Origin of the sequence: Saccharibacillus endophyticus, from assembly GCF_013185185.1 — a bacterium.
Taxonomy (GTDB): Bacteria; Bacillota; Bacilli; order Paenibacillales; family Paenibacillaceae; genus Saccharibacillus; species Saccharibacillus endophyticus.
Map to the genome: position 1 here is coordinate 208,216 of NZ_JAAZWE010000006.1, position 16,360 is coordinate 224,575.

Annotated in this window: 14 protein-coding genes; 1 reads left to right on the forward strand and 13 read right to left on the reverse strand. The window is 51.2% G+C overall.

All coding sequences use genetic code 11. The annotated features are described in order from the left end of the window. Positions 1 to 90: 90 nt before the first annotated feature. The 6 genes from HRQ63_RS20750 to HRQ63_RS20775 all read right to left on the reverse strand — a co-directional run bounded on the left by HRQ63_RS20750 (position 91) and on the right by HRQ63_RS20775 (position 6,476). Positions 91 to 1,005 (reverse strand): ABC transporter ATP-binding protein, encoded by a 915-nt coding sequence (locus HRQ63_RS20750; protein ID WP_037293413.1) that lies wholly within the window; start codon positions 1,003 to 1,005, stop codon positions 91 to 93. A 42-nt stretch (positions 1,006 to 1,047) separates the two neighbouring features. Beyond that, positions 1,048 to 1,971, reverse strand: coding sequence for an ABC transporter permease (locus HRQ63_RS20755; RefSeq protein ID WP_172247280.1), 924 nt, complete (start codon positions 1,969 to 1,971; stop codon positions 1,048 to 1,050). A 46-nt stretch (positions 1,972 to 2,017) separates the two neighbouring features. Next, a complete protein-coding gene (locus tag HRQ63_RS20760) occupies positions 2,018 to 2,950 on the reverse strand; it encodes an ABC transporter permease (RefSeq protein WP_172247083.1) in 933 nt (310 codons plus the stop codon). Between the two features lie 210 nt (positions 2,951 to 3,160). Further along, a complete protein-coding gene (locus tag HRQ63_RS20765) occupies positions 3,161 to 4,888 on the reverse strand; it encodes a peptide ABC transporter substrate-binding protein (protein ID WP_172247084.1) in 1,728 nt (575 codons plus the stop codon). 207 nt (positions 4,889 to 5,095) lie between these two features. Next, the gene (locus tag HRQ63_RS20770; RefSeq protein ID WP_172247085.1) at positions 5,096 to 5,482 is read right to left on the reverse strand and encodes a DUF3397 domain-containing protein; all 387 of its coding nucleotides are present in this window, start codon (positions 5,480 to 5,482) and stop codon (positions 5,096 to 5,098) included. Positions 5,483 to 5,522: 40 nt separating this feature from the next. Next, positions 5,523 to 6,476, reverse strand: coding sequence for a ketopantoate reductase family protein (locus HRQ63_RS20775; RefSeq protein ID WP_172247086.1), 954 nt, complete (start codon positions 6,474 to 6,476; stop codon positions 5,523 to 5,525). A 180-nt stretch (positions 6,477 to 6,656) separates the two neighbouring features. Between HRQ63_RS20775 and HRQ63_RS20780 the strand changes: the two genes are divergently transcribed. Continuing rightward, a complete protein-coding gene (locus HRQ63_RS20780) occupies positions 6,657 to 7,742 on the forward strand; it encodes a hypothetical protein (protein WP_172247087.1) in 1,086 nt (361 codons plus the stop codon). Between the two features lie 90 nt (positions 7,743 to 7,832). On the opposite strand, the gene HRQ63_RS20785 is transcribed toward HRQ63_RS20780, so the two are convergent. The 7 genes from HRQ63_RS20785 to thiI form a co-directional block, all read right to left on the reverse strand. Further along, positions 7,833 to 9,077: an extracellular solute-binding protein gene (locus HRQ63_RS20785; RefSeq protein WP_172247088.1), complete on the reverse strand. Its 1,245-nt coding sequence runs from the start codon at positions 9,075 to 9,077 to the stop codon at positions 7,833 to 7,835. A 115-nt stretch (positions 9,078 to 9,192) separates the two neighbouring features. Next, positions 9,193 to 10,530 carry a PhoH family protein gene (locus HRQ63_RS20790; protein WP_172247089.1) on the reverse strand — a complete coding sequence of 446 codons (1,338 nt, stop codon included), beginning with the start codon at positions 10,528 to 10,530 and terminating at the stop codon, positions 9,193 to 9,195. Positions 10,531 to 10,668: 138 nt separating this feature from the next. Beyond that, positions 10,669 to 11,121: a pyridoxamine 5'-phosphate oxidase family protein gene (locus HRQ63_RS20795; RefSeq protein ID WP_172247090.1), complete on the reverse strand. Its 453-nt coding sequence runs from the start codon at positions 11,119 to 11,121 to the stop codon at positions 10,669 to 10,671. A gap of 80 nt (positions 11,122 to 11,201) precedes the next feature. Beyond that, positions 11,202 to 12,308 (reverse strand): LCP family protein, encoded by a 1,107-nt coding sequence (locus HRQ63_RS20800; RefSeq protein WP_172247091.1) that lies wholly within the window; start codon positions 12,306 to 12,308, stop codon positions 11,202 to 11,204. A 184-nt stretch (positions 12,309 to 12,492) separates the two neighbouring features. Continuing rightward, a complete protein-coding gene (typA, locus tag HRQ63_RS20805; RefSeq protein WP_172247092.1) occupies positions 12,493 to 14,334 on the reverse strand; it encodes a translational GTPase TypA in 1,842 nt (613 codons plus the stop codon). A gap of 138 nt (positions 14,335 to 14,472) precedes the next feature. Continuing rightward, a complete protein-coding gene (locus HRQ63_RS20810) occupies positions 14,473 to 14,985 on the reverse strand; it encodes a hypothetical protein (protein ID WP_172247093.1) in 513 nt (170 codons plus the stop codon). Positions 14,986 to 15,117: 132 nt separating this feature from the next. Continuing rightward, positions 15,118 to 16,359 carry a tRNA uracil 4-sulfurtransferase ThiI gene (gene thiI, locus HRQ63_RS20815; protein WP_172247094.1) on the reverse strand — a complete coding sequence of 414 codons (1,242 nt, stop codon included), beginning with the start codon at positions 16,357 to 16,359 and terminating at the stop codon, positions 15,118 to 15,120. Position 16,360 lies beyond the last annotated feature (1 nt).

Here is a 16,360-nt window from a genome sequence, read left to right on the forward strand (position 1 = left end):
AAGTTATTTTTCATAAGAAAAAGAAAATACCGCCCTTTCGAACGGCATCCGTTCGAAAGGGCGGTGATACTTGCTTTACTCAAAACCAACTTAGTGAGGCATGGCAACCCAGTGTCCCGGCGAAACTTCGACCAGCGACGTTTCTTCGGTTTTTTCATCGGCCGAACGAATCGGACCGCCGCCTTCGGCGGACATCAAGATACGCTTTCTTTGCGATTCGACTTCCGGGTCCGGAACCGGAATCGCAGACAACAGCGATTTGGTGTAAGGATGGATCGGATTGCTGTACAATTCTTCGCTGTCCGCCAATTCGACCATTTTACCCAGGTACATCACGGCTACGCGGTCACTGATGTGCTTAACCATCGACAGATCGTGCGCGATGAACAGGTAAGTCAGTCCAAGACGGTCTTGCAGCTCCTGCAGCAAGTTAACGACCTGCGCTTGAATGGATACGTCAAGAGCAGAGATCGGCTCATCGCAGATGATGAATTTAGGATTAACCGCCAAAGCGCGGGCAATCCCGATCCGTTGACGTTGTCCGCCCGAGAATTCGTGCGGATAACGCGTGGCGTGATCCGTGTTCAGACCTACCAGGTCAAGCAGTTCTTCGATACGCTTTTTGCGTTCGCCCGAGCTGCCTGCCATTTTATGAATATCCAAAGCTTCGCCGATGATATCCGATACCGTAAAGCGCGGGTTGAGCGAAGCGTAAGGATCCTGGAAGATCATTTGCATATCGCGACGCATCGCTTTCATTTTACCCGGGGAAAGCTTGTAAATATCCGTACCGTTAAAACGAACGCTGCCTCCGGTCGGTTCATACAACCGAAGAATGGTACGTCCGGCTGTCGATTTCCCGCAACCGGATTCGCCTACCATCCCGAGCGTCTCGCCTTCGCGAATAAAGAAGTTTAGGTTGTCGACCGCTTTGAGTACTTTGCCGCCGCCTACATTAAAATACTTTTTCAGTCCTTCGACTTCAATCAGATTCTTTCCCGTCATGGCTCCCATGGCTGACGCCTCCTTCTTTATAAAATCTGCGAATTATTTGTTTTTAAGCGACGGATCAAGCGCATCGCGCAGTCCGTCTCCCAACAGGTTGAACGCCAGCATGATTACGCTGATCAGAACTGCAGGGAACAACATCCGCCAAGGATAATACATCCAGCCTGTCAGAGCGTTTTCGACCATCGAACCCAGGGACGAGATCGGAGCTTGCACGCCCAGGCCGAGGAAGCTCAAGAAAGACTCGGCGAAGATCGCGTTCGGAACCGACAAGGTCAAGGTAACGATGATCGGACCGCTCGCATTCGGCAGAAGGTGACGGAACAGCAGTCGGCCCGTGCCCGCACCCATCGAACGGGAAGCCAGAACATATTCGCGGCTTTTCAGTTTCATGATTTCGCCGCGAACGATCCAGGACATGTTAATCCAGCCTGTAATCGTCAATGCCAGAATGATCGTACCCAAGCTTGGCTCAAATACAACCAGCAGCAGGATTGTAACGAGCAGGTAAGGAATTGCGTACAGAACTTCGGAGAACTTGTTCATGATCGTATCGACGCGGCCGCCGAAGTAACCCATGATTCCGCCGTAGATAACCCCGATCAACAAGTCGATCAGCGCCGCAGCGACGCCGACGATCAAGGAAATCCGGGCGCCGGACCATGTGCGGACGAACATGTCGCGGCCCAGGTCGTCGGTACCGAACCAGTGCAGAGCCGACGGCTTTTGGTTGGTTGCCATCAGGTCGTTCGTCTGGTAGTCATAACCGTGTACCCAGTAAGCCACGTAAGGCCCGAGGATCGATGCAATAATAATTACAATCAGCGCCACAAGGCCGCTCATCGCTACCTTATTGCGACGCAGGCGTTCCCAAGTATCGCGCCAAGCCGTTAGGCTTTCGCGCTTGATGACTTCGGATTCGCGTTCATTAATATTAACAGGCTCGAAGTCAGCCGCCGTCAAAGCGGGAAGAGACTGCTTATTTGTGATGTTGTCATTCGCCACTTGCTTAGCCCTCCTTGCCCGATGTCAATTTGATTCGAGGATCGACGAGTACGTAAACGATATCGGTAATGAAGCGCGCAGCCATCAAGATGATACCGTAGAAGAGTGTAATGCCCATGATCAAGGTGTAATCGCGGTTGGTGATGCTATCGACGAACACCTTACCGATACCGCCGATCCCGAAGATCCGTTCCACGACGACCGAACCCGTAACAACGTTAGCTGTCATAGGACCGACGTAAGTAACAACAGGCAGGATACCGTTGCGAATCACGTGCTTCCAAAGAATGGCCGGCCATTTCAAACCTTTGGCTTTAGCCGTTTTGATATAGTCGGCATTCAAAACTTCCAGCATGCTCGAACGCGTCAGACGCGCGATATACGCGATCGGACCTGCGGACAAAGCCATAACCGGAAGGACATATCCAAGTAAAGTTTTCGTTCCCGTAATCGGGAATAAGCCCAGTTTCAAGCCGAACGTGTATTGCAGCAGCGACGCGAGCACGAAACTCGGCACCGCTATGCCTATGACGGCGACCACCATGACTAAGCTATCGATGAATTTCCTATGATATAACGCGGCAAGCAAGCCTAAAGTTACGCCGACGATCGTCGATACGACAACGGCAATAAGACCCAAACGAAGCGAAACACCGAAGGTTTGACCGATGATGTTACCGACTTCTTGATTGAGTTTTTTCATCGAAATCCCCAAATCACCCTGTACGATATTACCGAGGTAATTCACATACTGGGTCATCAGAGGCTTATCGAGACCATACTGCGCTTCGAGTCGCGCTCGGATCGGAGCGGGTACTTCTTTTTCGGACATGAACGGATCGCCCGGAATTGCTTTCATCAAGAAAAATGTCGCTGTAATCAAGATAAACAGCGAGAGCAGCGTATATAGAAGCTTGCTGGTTACATAGCGTGCCATCTGCGAACCTCTCCTCCTTGTTCATTCTGCTTAATAGTAACCTACCTGATTTATAATTGCACATTCATTATTTTCAACCCTATTTACTGGTTAAGCAAGAGCAAAAATGGAAGTTTGACGAACATGCAAAAAAATCGGGATATATATGTGTTTCCATATATATCCCGAGCTGTTATTAACTTGGGTCGTGCCAATCAGACTTTAGAAGTCTTATTGTTGTTCCAGGTAAGCGCGAGTGAAGTTGATCGCACCGGAGAAGTCAGTCGTTACGCCTTTCAGGTAAGGCTTAGTCAGCGATGCTTGAGTGTAGTAGTAAACAGGCATGATAACCATGTTGTCGCCGATCAGGATTTTCTCTGCGGCAGCCATATCCTGCATACGTTTCTCTGGGTCGTTACCGCCTTTGTAAGCAGCGTCGATCAGAGCGTCATACTCTTCGTTTGCGAAACCGGTGTTGTTGTTGCCGCCGCCTGTTACGAACATATCCATGTAAGTCATCGGATCGTTGTAGTCGGCAGACCAACCGGCACGAGCGATTTGGAAGTTACCCGTTTTTCTGCTTTCCAGGAATACGGACCATTCTTCGTTTTTCGTTTGAATCTCTACGCCCAGGTTGTTTTTCCACATGTCAGCTACGGCCAGAGCCAGCTTTTGGTGGTTTTCGCTTGTGTTGTAGAGCAAAGTGATCGGAGGAAGAGTCGTGTAACCTTCTTCTTTCATACCTTCTTCAAGCAGTGTTTTTGCTGCTGCTGCATCTTCCTTGAAGTAATCGGAATCCGGATGCTCGTCGCGGAACGATTGGTTGTTCAGGCCTGCGATCGAAGTCGGAACGAAACCGAATGCAGGAGTTTGACCCGCTTTTGTAACATTGTCGATCAGAGATTGACGATCGATTGCCATTGCAAAGGCTTTACGGATCTTAACGTTGTTGAACGGTGCTTCTTTCGTGTTGAACTCATAGTAGTAAGTCGAAGCGATGTCCGTGAGTTTGAACTCGTCTTTCAGTTGCTCGGACAGCGGTTGAATTTGGTCAGTCGGGATTTCGCCGGTAGGTGCGCCAGCGTAATCGATTTCATTGCCTTGGTATTGGCTTGTTTCAGTAGCGCCGCTGTTTACGATCGAAGCCGTAACATTCGTCAGCTTGATGTTGGCAGCATCCCAATACTTGTCGTTTTTCGTCCAACCCATCTCGGAACCCGTAGTCCAAGTCGTCAGCGTGAACGGTCCGTTGGTAACCATCGTGTTCAGGTCAGCAGCCCAAGCTTCGTTGCCTTCAACTGTTGCTTGGTGAACCGGGTAGTACGTGTAGAACGAAGTCAGACCCAAGAAGTAAGGAGTCGGGTTCGTCAGTGTTACTTCCAGCGTGTTCTCGTCAACGGCTTTAACGCCTACAGTCGAGAAGTCTGTTGTTTCGCCGGTGTTGAAAGCTTCAGCACCTTTGATGTAGTACAATTGGTAAGCATATACCGGAGCCGGAACAGTTTCCGGGCTCAGCGCACGCTGCCAAGCGAATACGAAATCGTTTGCTGTTACAGGATCGCCGTTGTTCCATGTTGCGCCTTGACGCAGGTGGAACGTGTAAGTCAGGCCGTCTTCCGAGATATCCCAGCTTTCAGCGGCGCCTGCTTTAGGTTGGCCGTCTTCGCCGATCGTCGCAAGACCTTCATACATGAAGCGCAGCGCAGTGTTGGCTTGGCTGTCTTGAGCTTGTGCCGGATCAAGTGTCGGCGGCTCTGCACTGAGGTTCAAGCGCAGGGTTTGGTCAGCTGCCAGGTTGGCATCGGTAGCAGGTTCGGTAGTTGCACCCTCACCTGTCGTCGTTTCGGTTGGTGTACCCGAATCCGTAGTAGTTGTCTCTTCGGCGCTTCCGCATGCCGCGAGAACCGTGCCGATTACAAGAACCAGCGTCAGAAGCATCATCCAGCTTTTCTTTTTCATCCTGCAACTTTCCCCCTAAAAAAAGATTAATTTTTTTATTGATTATACCCCGCACCGCAAAAAAAATCTATAACCTTTTTTCAGAATTTTGCGCTTTTTTTCAATCATCGCTCTGTTTCTGTCACATTTCCTGTCTCAAACCTTGATTTTCCGGCAAAAAATCCGGTTTTATTTTTAATTTTGTTTTCATTATGTAACATCGTAATGTTAGCTATTTACGATATGCATGATAAAACCAAAAATCCCCAGCAGAATGTAGCAAGGTGCCAATAAAAGAAAGCTCATACGCCAAAACCCTCTCGCCAACCGACCCGGTTCGACACGTCCGCGTTTACGATTTTGAGCGCTCCCAAGCAATCCTAGAATAATCAACAGAATCAGCAGCAGCGCATAGAAACCTATAGAAGAATGAAAAACGTAATTATAAAGAGCAGAAACCGCAAAAATCAAAAAGGGCGTCGTAAAGTCCATGGCCCGCTGAAACGATTGTTTTTTCGGTTCCTTACGAAGCGCGCTAATCGCATAGACGAGCACGAAGGGCAAAAAAGGCAAGACGCATAGGGTAATCAGCACGCCGGAGACCGTTTGAAACATATCATTCCTCCTGCTTCAACGAATTTTCGATTCGTAATGTCTATTTGTCCAACCCTTCAATCAGATTCAGAAGAGTCTGATTAATCGGCGCCTGTTTGCCCGCACGACGGGCAAGTTCGACGACGCCCCCGCTGATCCAGGCCGCTTCTGTCTGATCTCCGCGACTTACATCCTCCAGCATCGAAGATCGATTACGGGCTGTCGCCCGACAAACGCCCAGCAGTTCCTCCCACCAAACTAAAGGAGCTTCGATTCCGGCGGCGGAGTAAATCATCATAATTTCATCAAACACAGCCCGCATGGTCGTTATTCGCTCTTCCTTTTCCAGCAAAGCACCATTTTCTATTTTCCAGAGGGCAGTTAAAGGATTGATCACCGCATTAATGAGCAGTTTTCGATACATCGCATTCTCGATTTCATTCGACACGGTTAGCGATAATCCTCCCGAACCAAAGGCGTCCATCAACATTTTCTCCGCCTGCACCTGCTCAACCGATGATTGTTGCCGAGCAGATGCCGTCCTTCCGAAAGAAGTGCTCCCTTTGCCCGCGTGAAAGACAGATGCGGCATCAATTCTGCGGGCCCCCTCTGTCGTTACAGCGGCATACACGGGTACTTCAGGCAAAGCCTCCATCAAACGCTCGATATGACCCACTCCGTTTTGCAAGCAAAAAAGCCGATCTTGTGCTCGAACATTCGATTGAAGCTTGGCAAGCAATGAATCATTCAGATGTTTTTGCTTAACGGCCAACACGATCCAACGCAATTTACCGTCCGCTTCAGAAAAATGATCCACCGTGCGAGCGACGATTGAAGGAAACCTTATTTTCCACGCGTCATGCTCCGTCGCTTCGCTTACTTGAATCCCAGAATCCATAATCCGCTCCGCTTGTTCTATCGTGCGGGTGTACAATACCACCTCTGCCCCGCCCCTCGCTGCTGATGCCGCAAACAATTGGCCGAGCGAACCCCCGCCGATGACTTCGATTCGCATTTTAATCCCCCTTACCGATCGGATTGACCTCCTGACGCGGTTTACGCCCGTACCGGTCAGCCGTATAATTAAATTAAGAAAAACCTGTTATAAGCCATTATTTTACCATAGCAGAGAAGTCATCATAATTACGTTTGAAAAAATGCGTCTAATGCAGTACTGGAAAGCGAGGGTTCCTTTGTGTCAAAACGTCTATGTGCCGGGCTGCTCGCAACAGTGCTCATTTGCGGTGCCCCGGCCGGTTCGGCCGTCGCCGAAGCAATGCCTGGTGAATGGACACCGGAGCAACGCAAACTGCTCCAAGATACGCTATCCCTGAACGAGTTGCAGCGGGATACGCAGCGAATTGCCGAGGAACAAAATGAATTGTCCAAGCAAAGAAAGCAATTGAACGAAGAAGTTCGACGACTTGAGGCACGGATCTCGGAAAATCAGGAGCGTACAGGTATAATCGTTCGAACGCAGTATATGCAGCAGCAAAGACCTTTCCTTTTATCTTTGCTCAACGCTCGTTCATTTGGCGAATTTAATCGTTTATATACGTATTATCGCCTGGCTATCCGCCATGACGAGAAAATTTTGACCGGTTTCCGCGAAGACACGGACGCCCTGCAAAAACGTCGTGATCAACTTGCCGCAAATTCCGCACGCTTGGAGGAAGTCAAAAGCGGCATCGAGGAGCAGCGCAGCCGCTTGCTCGCTCTCCAAAAAGATATTGACGACGGCTTGCTGACGAGCGACGATCCCGAGAGCTTGAATCGGCTTGCCGAAGAGTTAAATACGTATTGGGATAATGTGGGCCTTTACGAGGTGGATGAATATTTCTCCGAATTGGCCGCTGCCAGCAACAACTTGCCCGGCTACCTGCAAGATAGCGGCAAGCTTAAAGTATCCGGGTTAGGGACGAGGTACACGATCGAGCTTACGGATCAGGAGTTGAACGATTTCCTTCGATCCCAAAATTCGGATTTCGAAAACTTTGCTTTTAGCTTCGAAGACGGACTCGTTGTCGCCGAAGGCCGGCGAGATCGGCTTACGTTGCGCATCGAAGGTCGATATACGCTTGAAACGGAACCCCAAAACGCTGTTTTGTTCCATGTGGATCGACTGGTATTTAACGGGTTGGAACTTCCTGCAAGCACTCGCGCGGAACTTGAACAAAAATATGATCTGGGATTTTATCCGCAACAGGTTGCTCCGGTCGAAGTACGCGAAGTCGAAATGGCGGACGGCCATCTTAAAATTTCTCTTCGCCTGGTTCTTTGAGCCGGGACGCGCGCAACCGATCTATCCGCGACGCAAAAACAAACGCTCTGCCGAAAATAGGCAGGGCGTTTGCTTCATTTTACAAGAACTTCAGGGCTGAAAAAATTCGGCAAGGCCGTCAATTCCTAATGTCCCTTCGTAAAAACGATCCAAAGATCGACTCCAGGAACCTTCGCGAGCAGCCGTCTTTTTGGAGTCTGCCGCAGAACGTCCAACTTGGGCATCCGGTATCCATCGTTGTAAAGAAAGATACGCAGGTTCATCGTAAATTGCCCGCAACATAGGCAAATGTCCCGTGGATTCATACCAAGACGATTGATTTTCATGACCTGTTATGTAGGCAATCCAAAGGGATGACTCACGCACGCGATCCGTATTCGCCGCGATACCCAAACCACGCAAAGCCGCCGTCTTGAACGAAGAAGCAATCGGAGCCAGTCGCGATATTGGAGTATCTTGCGTACCCAAACGAGATAATCGATCAACCGCTAGCGGCAGTTCGTCAGATTCGACCAGTGTTCGAAAATCAGAAAGCATTTGTCCACTCTGCACGGACACTCCGTGCAGGTACGTTCGATCTCTCAAATGATCCGCCAAAGCTAAAGCCTCATCCAAAGACTGTTCGGACTCTTCTTGTTCCGTACCTTTCCATAAAGCAATTAAAGCTGCAAATGCACGAACGTCTCCATTTGAAAATCCAACAACCGGCTTGGTGGCATTCTGTGCCTTTTCAGAAGTAGAAAGAAGGCTTTCTTCCCAGCTCCTCCACTCTTCCAAATTCCGAGGCAGTTCGCCTGCAGTCGTTGTGAATTGTTCGGGGTTCCAAATCACACCGTAAGGATCGAAGTCGAGCGGCACGCCCCAACGATATCCATTCCATTCGACTGAGGCCGCGGAAATCGGAAGCGAATCCGAAGCCGCCCCTGCGCCCCCCTCATACAAATCCGCCGGCAATAAACGACCGGAAGACGCAAAATCGGCAACCCAAGCTCCATCCAGCATCAATACATCCGGTTCCCTGCCGGCAGCATACGCTTCGCGATATGTCTTGTAAGCTTGCTCGGGAGCGATATTCACCAAAGTAACAACGGCACCGGATCGCTGCTGATACTCTTCATTCAAGGCTTTCAACACGTTAAACTCCGACGTGCCCATCATCGTATACACTTCGATCTCGCGTAAAGGCTGTCGGGATTCTCCCCCTCGAAGCGCAGCAGATCCTTCATCCGGCTCTTGCCGCGGCCCGGTCTGCGAAGTCTCGGGCAGAGACGGCGACAGATTGATTAGAGCAAGCAGCAATATGCCGAATAGCACGAAATGGTTTTTTCGCTTCAATTCTGTCCCCTCCGTTTCCTGCTTTTCCTATTGTACCAAACGATCCTTTTTCTAACCAAAAAAAGAATCCGGTAGCAAAACCCGGATTCTTGGAATTTGATTGCTTGTTTTTCTTCTATAATAAGTCTGCCGCCAGTTGGGCCAACTTGGAACGCTCGCCTTTTTCCAAGTGAATATGTCCCGCCAGCTTTTGCGATTTGAATTGCTCCACCGCATAAGTCAAACCATTGCTGGCCGTATCCAGATACGGGTGGTCAATCTGATCCGGATCCCCGACAAGCACCATCTTACTGCCTTCGCCGGCACGCGAGATGATAGTCTTCACTTCATGACGGGATAAATTTTGCGCTTCGTCGATAATGATGAACTGCGACGGAATCGAGCGCCCGCGGATATACGTCAAAGCTTCGACTTGAATGCTGCCCATGCCCATCAAAATCTTATCGATATCCCCGGCGCTTTTCGTATCGAACAAAAACTCCAGATTATCGTAAATAGGCTGCATCCACGGGCGAAGCTTTTCTTCCTTTTCGCCCGGCAGATAACCGATATCCTTGCCCATCGGGACGACGGGGCGCGCAACCAGCAGCTTTTTATACTTTCGCTCATCTTCGACCTTCATCAAAGCGGCGGCGAGAGCCAGCAGCGTTTTGCCCGTTCCGGCCTTGCCCGTAATCGTGACCAGCGGAATGTCTTCCGACAATAAAAGTTCCAATGCCATGCGCTGCTGCGCGTTCCGAGCGACAATTCCCCATACCGGATCATGTCCTTGGAACAACGGCTCCAACCGCTTCGCGTCTGCGTTTAGCTTGACCAACGCCGACTTGCTTCCGCCTTCATCCTTGAGAATGGCAAACTCGTTGGGATAGAGCTGCTCGGCCGGACCGCCGATATCCGAGACAAACAAATATTTGTCCCGGTAAAAGCGATCTACGATTTCGTCCGGCACGATTAACGGTACATAACCCGCGTAGAGCGAATCCGGATCGGCCGTGCGATCCGTCATATAGTCCTGCGCGACAAGACCAAGCACGTCGGCTTTGACCCGAACCAACACGTCTTTGCTCACCATGACCACCAGACGCCGCTGCGCCTCCGGCAGGTCTTCCTGTTCTTTATGATAATTAAGCGCAACAGCCAGAATGCGGTTATCGTTCGTCATTTCGCCGAAGAAATCCTGCATGCTCTGGAAACTGCGATGATTGAGTTCAACCCGGAGCATTCCGCCCGATTGCAGCTCTACTCCGTCGTGCAAATGCCCGCGTTCCCGCAAGGCGTCCAATTCCCGCGATACGCTCCGCGCATTACGCCCGATCTCGTCGGCCAGCCTCTTTTTCGAATCGATCTCTTCCAGCACCGTAGCCGGAATGACCACTTCATGTTCTTGAAACGAAAAGATGGATCGGGGATCGTGCAGCAGAACATTGGTATCGAGTACAAAGAGCTTTTTCACGAGAAATCCCTCCCGAGGCTTAGTGGAACCGCGAGTCTTCATTGAATTGTCGAACGATTCAAGAAGCACCGATCGAAACGTTCACCACCCCCTTTCAATAAAACGTCGAATGAAGGAAAAAAAGCCCGCGGCGAGCCGCTAGGCTTTTCTCATGGCACTCATGACCTGGCCGTCGAGCAATTCGGCAGCATGTCGGTCCAGCGCACGGGTATATTCGGGAGGCGAAGACAAATGAGCCCCGTAAAACAAAGCATTGCGAACCGCTTCGACATTCACGTCGAAACAGCACATTTTGAACGGAACATCCTGAAGCGGATTTTGCGCCACGCGCGCGGTCCCGTTGATGGCAAACATTTTCTCGCCTCCAAAGACGGTAAGGGTCACCTTCGGGTTTTCCAATATGTTACGAACCAGACGCGAACGATGATCGACCGCAAAACGCAGCGTCGCCGGATTAACGGCATACAACCAAGAAATAGCCGTTGAAGTCGGACCGTTGGTTTCGGCATCAACGGTAGCCAGCAGGGCGAACGTATCGCTCTGCAGCTGCGTGAACAGGAATTCGGTCATTTGCGTAACGGCTTCGGACATCACAAGGCCTCCTATACGGCGTCTGATCGGAATCTTTAAATGCTCGCCTCATTATAACATATCGTGAATCAGGCATTCAATCATTCTCCGGCAGCGGGTACGGCAGGCTGGTGATTACCGGCCAATTCATCCTTCAACGCTTGTTTGGCAGCGGCAAGCTCGCTATCGCTAATGTAGACATAAGGGCTATTCCAGGTTCCCGTCACTTTCGGGAAATTGATGTTTTCTTTCGGAATATCCCAGTACGTCTTCACCAGGTTCAGAATCTGCTTGTTCTCCAAGTCGGTATCGGTATTACCGGCAACCGCATCAATCAACGAACCTGACTTGGTCAGCGCATTAAACGACTGTACTTTGTCCATAATGGCGCCGATCACCTGTTGTTGACGCTGGTTGCGGCTAAAGTCGTCCGAAGGACCGGTTGGCGGGTTACAGTTCGTTTTCCGATAACGGACGTAGTCCAGCGCATTTTTGCCGTCAAGCTTCTGAGGCCCGGCTTTCAGATCGATATCCGTACCGTCGGCCGTGTCTTTGTAACACATGTCCATCGTGACATCGACATCGACGCCTCCGAGCGCATCCACGATATCGCGCAAGCTCTGGAAGTTGACCACCGTGACGTAATCGAGCGGGATATCAAAATATTTGCCCAGCATTCGCTGCATGGCTTCTTTCGCTTCGGTCTCGCCTTTTTTCTCCTGAGCGAGGAATGTCGGGTAGTACGCGTTAACTTTGCGAACTTTGTAGCCCTCAAGTTCAATACGCGTATCGCGCGGCAGCGAAACGATCGTAGCTGTATTCGTATTCGGATTCATCGCCGCAACCATCACGACATCGGTGAGGTGCGATCCCGTTTCCGAACGGAAGTCGGTTCCAAGCAGCGCCATCGCGATCGGTTGGGTATTCGCCGGCTTAACTGGCTCTCCCGCCTCGCCGATCGACTGCGATTTTTGATAAATCCATCCCAGATAAACTCCCGCGCCTATGATCAATAAGATAAGCACGATTGAGAAAATCGTCCAAAAACGTTTTGCGCCGCTCTTTTTGCGTTTCGGGGTAGGTGGTTTGCGTCCTCCACCGTTGCCGCCGGAAGATCCTGAACTCCGACGAGGCGGAGCAGCTTCAGCAGAACGCCCGCGGTTACCGCTTGAACGCGGCGGCAAGCCGCCGCCTGTTGTGTTGCCCATTTCATACCCAGCTCCTTCTCTTGTACGATCCGCACGAAAGGCGCAAGCGTTCTTTCGCACAAATGAAAACAGGGTCCGCACGCCACCCCGGCGGCGGACCCTGTTCACCGGACCACCGAACGTCCTTTTTTAAAGACGTCGATGGCGCGGGAAAAGTTACCGATTGCTTGCTTTGTTCAAAAAATTATGCGTTAGCTTGAGCTTGCTTGCGTTGTTTTTCCGCACGCTCGCGCTCGCCTTTTTGCAGGATCTTTTTACGCAGACGAACGTTTTTCGGCGTGATTTCGCAATATTCGTCGTCGTTCAGATATTCCAAAGCTTGTTCCAACGAGAACAGGCGCGGTGTTTTCATTTTAACGGTATCGTCCTTGGTTGCCGAACGTACGTTAGTCAGTTGTTTCTCTTTGCAAATGTTAACGACGATGTCGTTGTCGCGCGTGTGCTCGCCGACGATCATGCCTTCGTAAACTTCTGCGCCCGGTTCAACGAACAATGTACCGCGATCTTCGACGCCGAGGATGCCGTACAGGGTTGCGTTGCCGTTTTCCGTCGATACGAGAACGCCTTGGTGACGTCCGCCGACTTGACCGCCGATCAGCGGGCCGTAGCTGTCGAACGCATGGTTCATGACGCCGTAGCCGCGTGTCAGAGTCAGGAAGTTCGTACGGTAACCGATCAGACCGCGAGCCGGAATCAGGAATTCCAGACGAACTTGGCCCGTGCCGTTGTTGATCATGTTGACCATTTCGGCTTTGCGCATACCCAGGCTTTCCATAACCGCGCCCATGCTTTCTTCCGGTACATCGATCAGGAGACGTTCGATCGGCTCCATTTTTTTACCGTCAACTTCGCGCACGATAACTTCAGGTTTCGATACTTGCATTTCGTAACCTTCGCGACGCATGTTTTCGATCAGGATGCCCAAGTGAAGTTCGCCGCGGCCCGATACGACAAAAGCATCCGGGCTATCGGTTTCTTCGACGCGCAAACTTACGTCGGTTTCCAGTTCGAAGAACAGACGGTCGCGCAGCTTGCGGGAAGTGACCCATTTGCCTTCGCGGCCCGCGAACGGACTGTTGTTGACCAGGAATGTCATTTGCAGAGTAGGCTCGTCGATCTTGAGGACCGGCAGAGCTTCAGGGTTTTGCGGATCAGCAATCGTCTCGCCGATGTTGATGTCCTTGATCCCTGCGATTGCGATGATGTCACCCGCGCCCGCTTGCTCGGTCTCGATACGCTTCAGGCCTTGGAATCCGAACAGCTTCTCGATGCGCGCTTGCTTCATTCCGCCTTCACGCGTCATGACGGCAACGGATTGACCTTGACGAATCACGCCGCGGTTAACGCGACCGATCGCGATACGGCCCAGGTATTCGTTGTAGTCCATCAGCGTAACGAGGAATTGCAGCGGATCTTCCGTGCTTTCCGTCGGCGACGGAATGTTTTCGATGATCGTGTCATACATCGCCTGCATGTTGTCGTCTTGTTGCGCCGCATCTTTGCTGGACGTACCGTTCAGCGCGGAAGCGTACACGACCGGGAAGTCGAGTTGGTGATCGTTAGCGCCCAGTTCGATGAACAGATCGAGCACTTCGTCGATGACTTCCGACGGGCGAGCTGCCGGACGGTCGATTTTGTTCACAACTACGATCGGAGTCAGGTTGTGCGCCAAAGCTTTGCCCAATACGAAACGAGTCTGCGGCATGCAGCCTTCGTAAGCGTCAACGACGAGCAGAACGCCGTCAACCATTTTCATGATCCGTTCCACTTCGCCGCCGAAGTCGGCGTGTCCTGGAGTGTCCACAATGTTGATCAGGTAATCTTTATAAGTAATCGCCGTATTTTTCGCCAGAATGGTGATACCGCGTTCTCTTTCGAGATCGTTGGAGTCCATGGCGCGCTCCTGCACATGCTCGTGGTCGCGGAAGATACCGGATTGTTGCAGCAGTTTGTCCACCAGCGTCGTTTTACCGTGGTCGACGTGAGCGATAATCGCGATATTGCGGATTTGTTCTCTCGAATGCATGAATGGAATGTTCCCTTCTCTATTAAAAATGTTAAAAAACGGATGCTAGTGGTTCTCGCAAAAGAAGCGTCCGGCAATCCTGCCGACGCTCCTCAATCCCTTTGATTATACATGATTTTCATGAAATTTCAAGCCTTTTTACATTTTGCGCCATCCGCTGCGTTTACCGCTCTTGGACTCCGGCCAAAACAGCAGCCAGGATCCTGCGAGAATCAGAATAATCGAGAAAGCATAAAGAAAAAACGGACCCAGCAAACTGAAAACAAACAAGATGATCGACAACCCGATCAAGCCTAGCGAAGCATAATAAACACCCTTCGGACGTTGTGCATCGAGCAGCGCGTATTCATAGAGACCGACACCCGGTCCCAAAAGAAACGCCGGCCATAACACTTCGATCAAACCAAAGCCCCAAGTATTGCACAGCGAGAGTACTATCCCGTATACGGTCAACGTACCGCCCGGAACCAGCGCCCACGCCGGAAGCGTGCGGACCGCGAAAGCCAAGTGCAGCGCTACGCCGGGAATCAGGATCAGAAGCGGCCAGAAGACGCGACCGAGAAAAGCAAACACGCCCCACTGTCCCAAAAGAATGATGAGTCCGGCAGTTAAAACAAAAATTCCGACAGCCTTCTTGTTATTGTTTGGCATCCGATTCTCTCCTTGCGGAATTTTCGCGTCGCCTTGCGTGGAGAGGGAGCGCGAGAACGCGTCCTTCCCTTTTGTTATCGGAATATTCCGGCTGTTTATTCAGTCACTAGGCAAAATTTTAAAGAAATGCGATCAGAACCAGTCCTGCTTGATCGCCGCTTCGGCATCTGCTTGTTCACGACGCAAACGCGAACCGCCCGCCAACAACTCGATCGTCTCCGTCCCGGCTGCCGCTTCTTCAATCAGACGCTCCAAATTCGGAGTCACGGCTTCGATCTTGTTCACGATGCGCAAATTCGGATTGGTTGTCGGAGACTTCGGAACAAACAACGTGCAGCAATCTTCATAGGGCAAAATGGACGTCTCGTACGTTCCGATTTTTCGCGAAAGACGGATGATCTCATCCTTATCCGTCATCACCAGCGGCCGAAGAATCGGCAGCTCGGTCGCACGTTCGATCACGTTCATGCTGGGTAACGTTTGGCTGGCTACCTGACCCAAACTTTCACCGGTTACCAACGCCAGTGCTTTCTCTCGCTCCGCAACCTTCGTCGCGATCCGCAGCATGGCCCGTCGCATCAACGTGATCATCAGGTTATCTTGGCCCATTTGCGTAAAGGAAGTCTGAACTTCGGTAAAAGGCACGATATGCAATCGCACTTTGCCCGCATATTCAGCCAGTGCCTGCGCCAGATCGATGACTTTTTCTTTGGCTTTCTCACTCGTGAACGGATAGCTGTGGAAATGGATGCACTCCAGCTCCAGCCCGCGCCGAAGCGCGGACCAGCCGGCCACCGGACTATCGATGCCGCCGGACAGAAGAAGCAGTGCTTTGCCGTTCGTGCCAAGGGGGAAGCCTCCGACGCCGGGAATCACTTCTCCGTACACATAGGCGGCTTTATCCCGGATTTCGACTCTCAGTTCCAACTCCGGGTTGCGCACATCTACCTTCAACAACGAAAAACGCTTGAGCAGCGGAGTCGCCACCAATGGATTGGATTCCTGCGAGGGATGCGGGAAGTCTTTCCACACCCGTCGAACATTAGTTTTGAACGTCGTTTCCCGATCCAGGTTCATGGCTTCGATCAGTTCTCCGGCTGCACGGATGATTTCATCCAGTTCAGGCTGCACGGCGCGAACAGGACTGAGCGACGTCATTCCGAATACGTTTTGCAGGATCGGAATCAACGTTTCGACGTTTTCGCTGCCGGGATCGACATAAATCCGTCCGAATTCGCGGCGGATTTTCGCATCGGGATACGGACGCATCAACGCGCGAACATGTTCGACCGCTGCCTTTTCAAAACGAGCACGATTGCGCCCTTTAAGCGTAACTTCGCCGAAACGAAGCAGTAAATAATCATATTTCTTCATC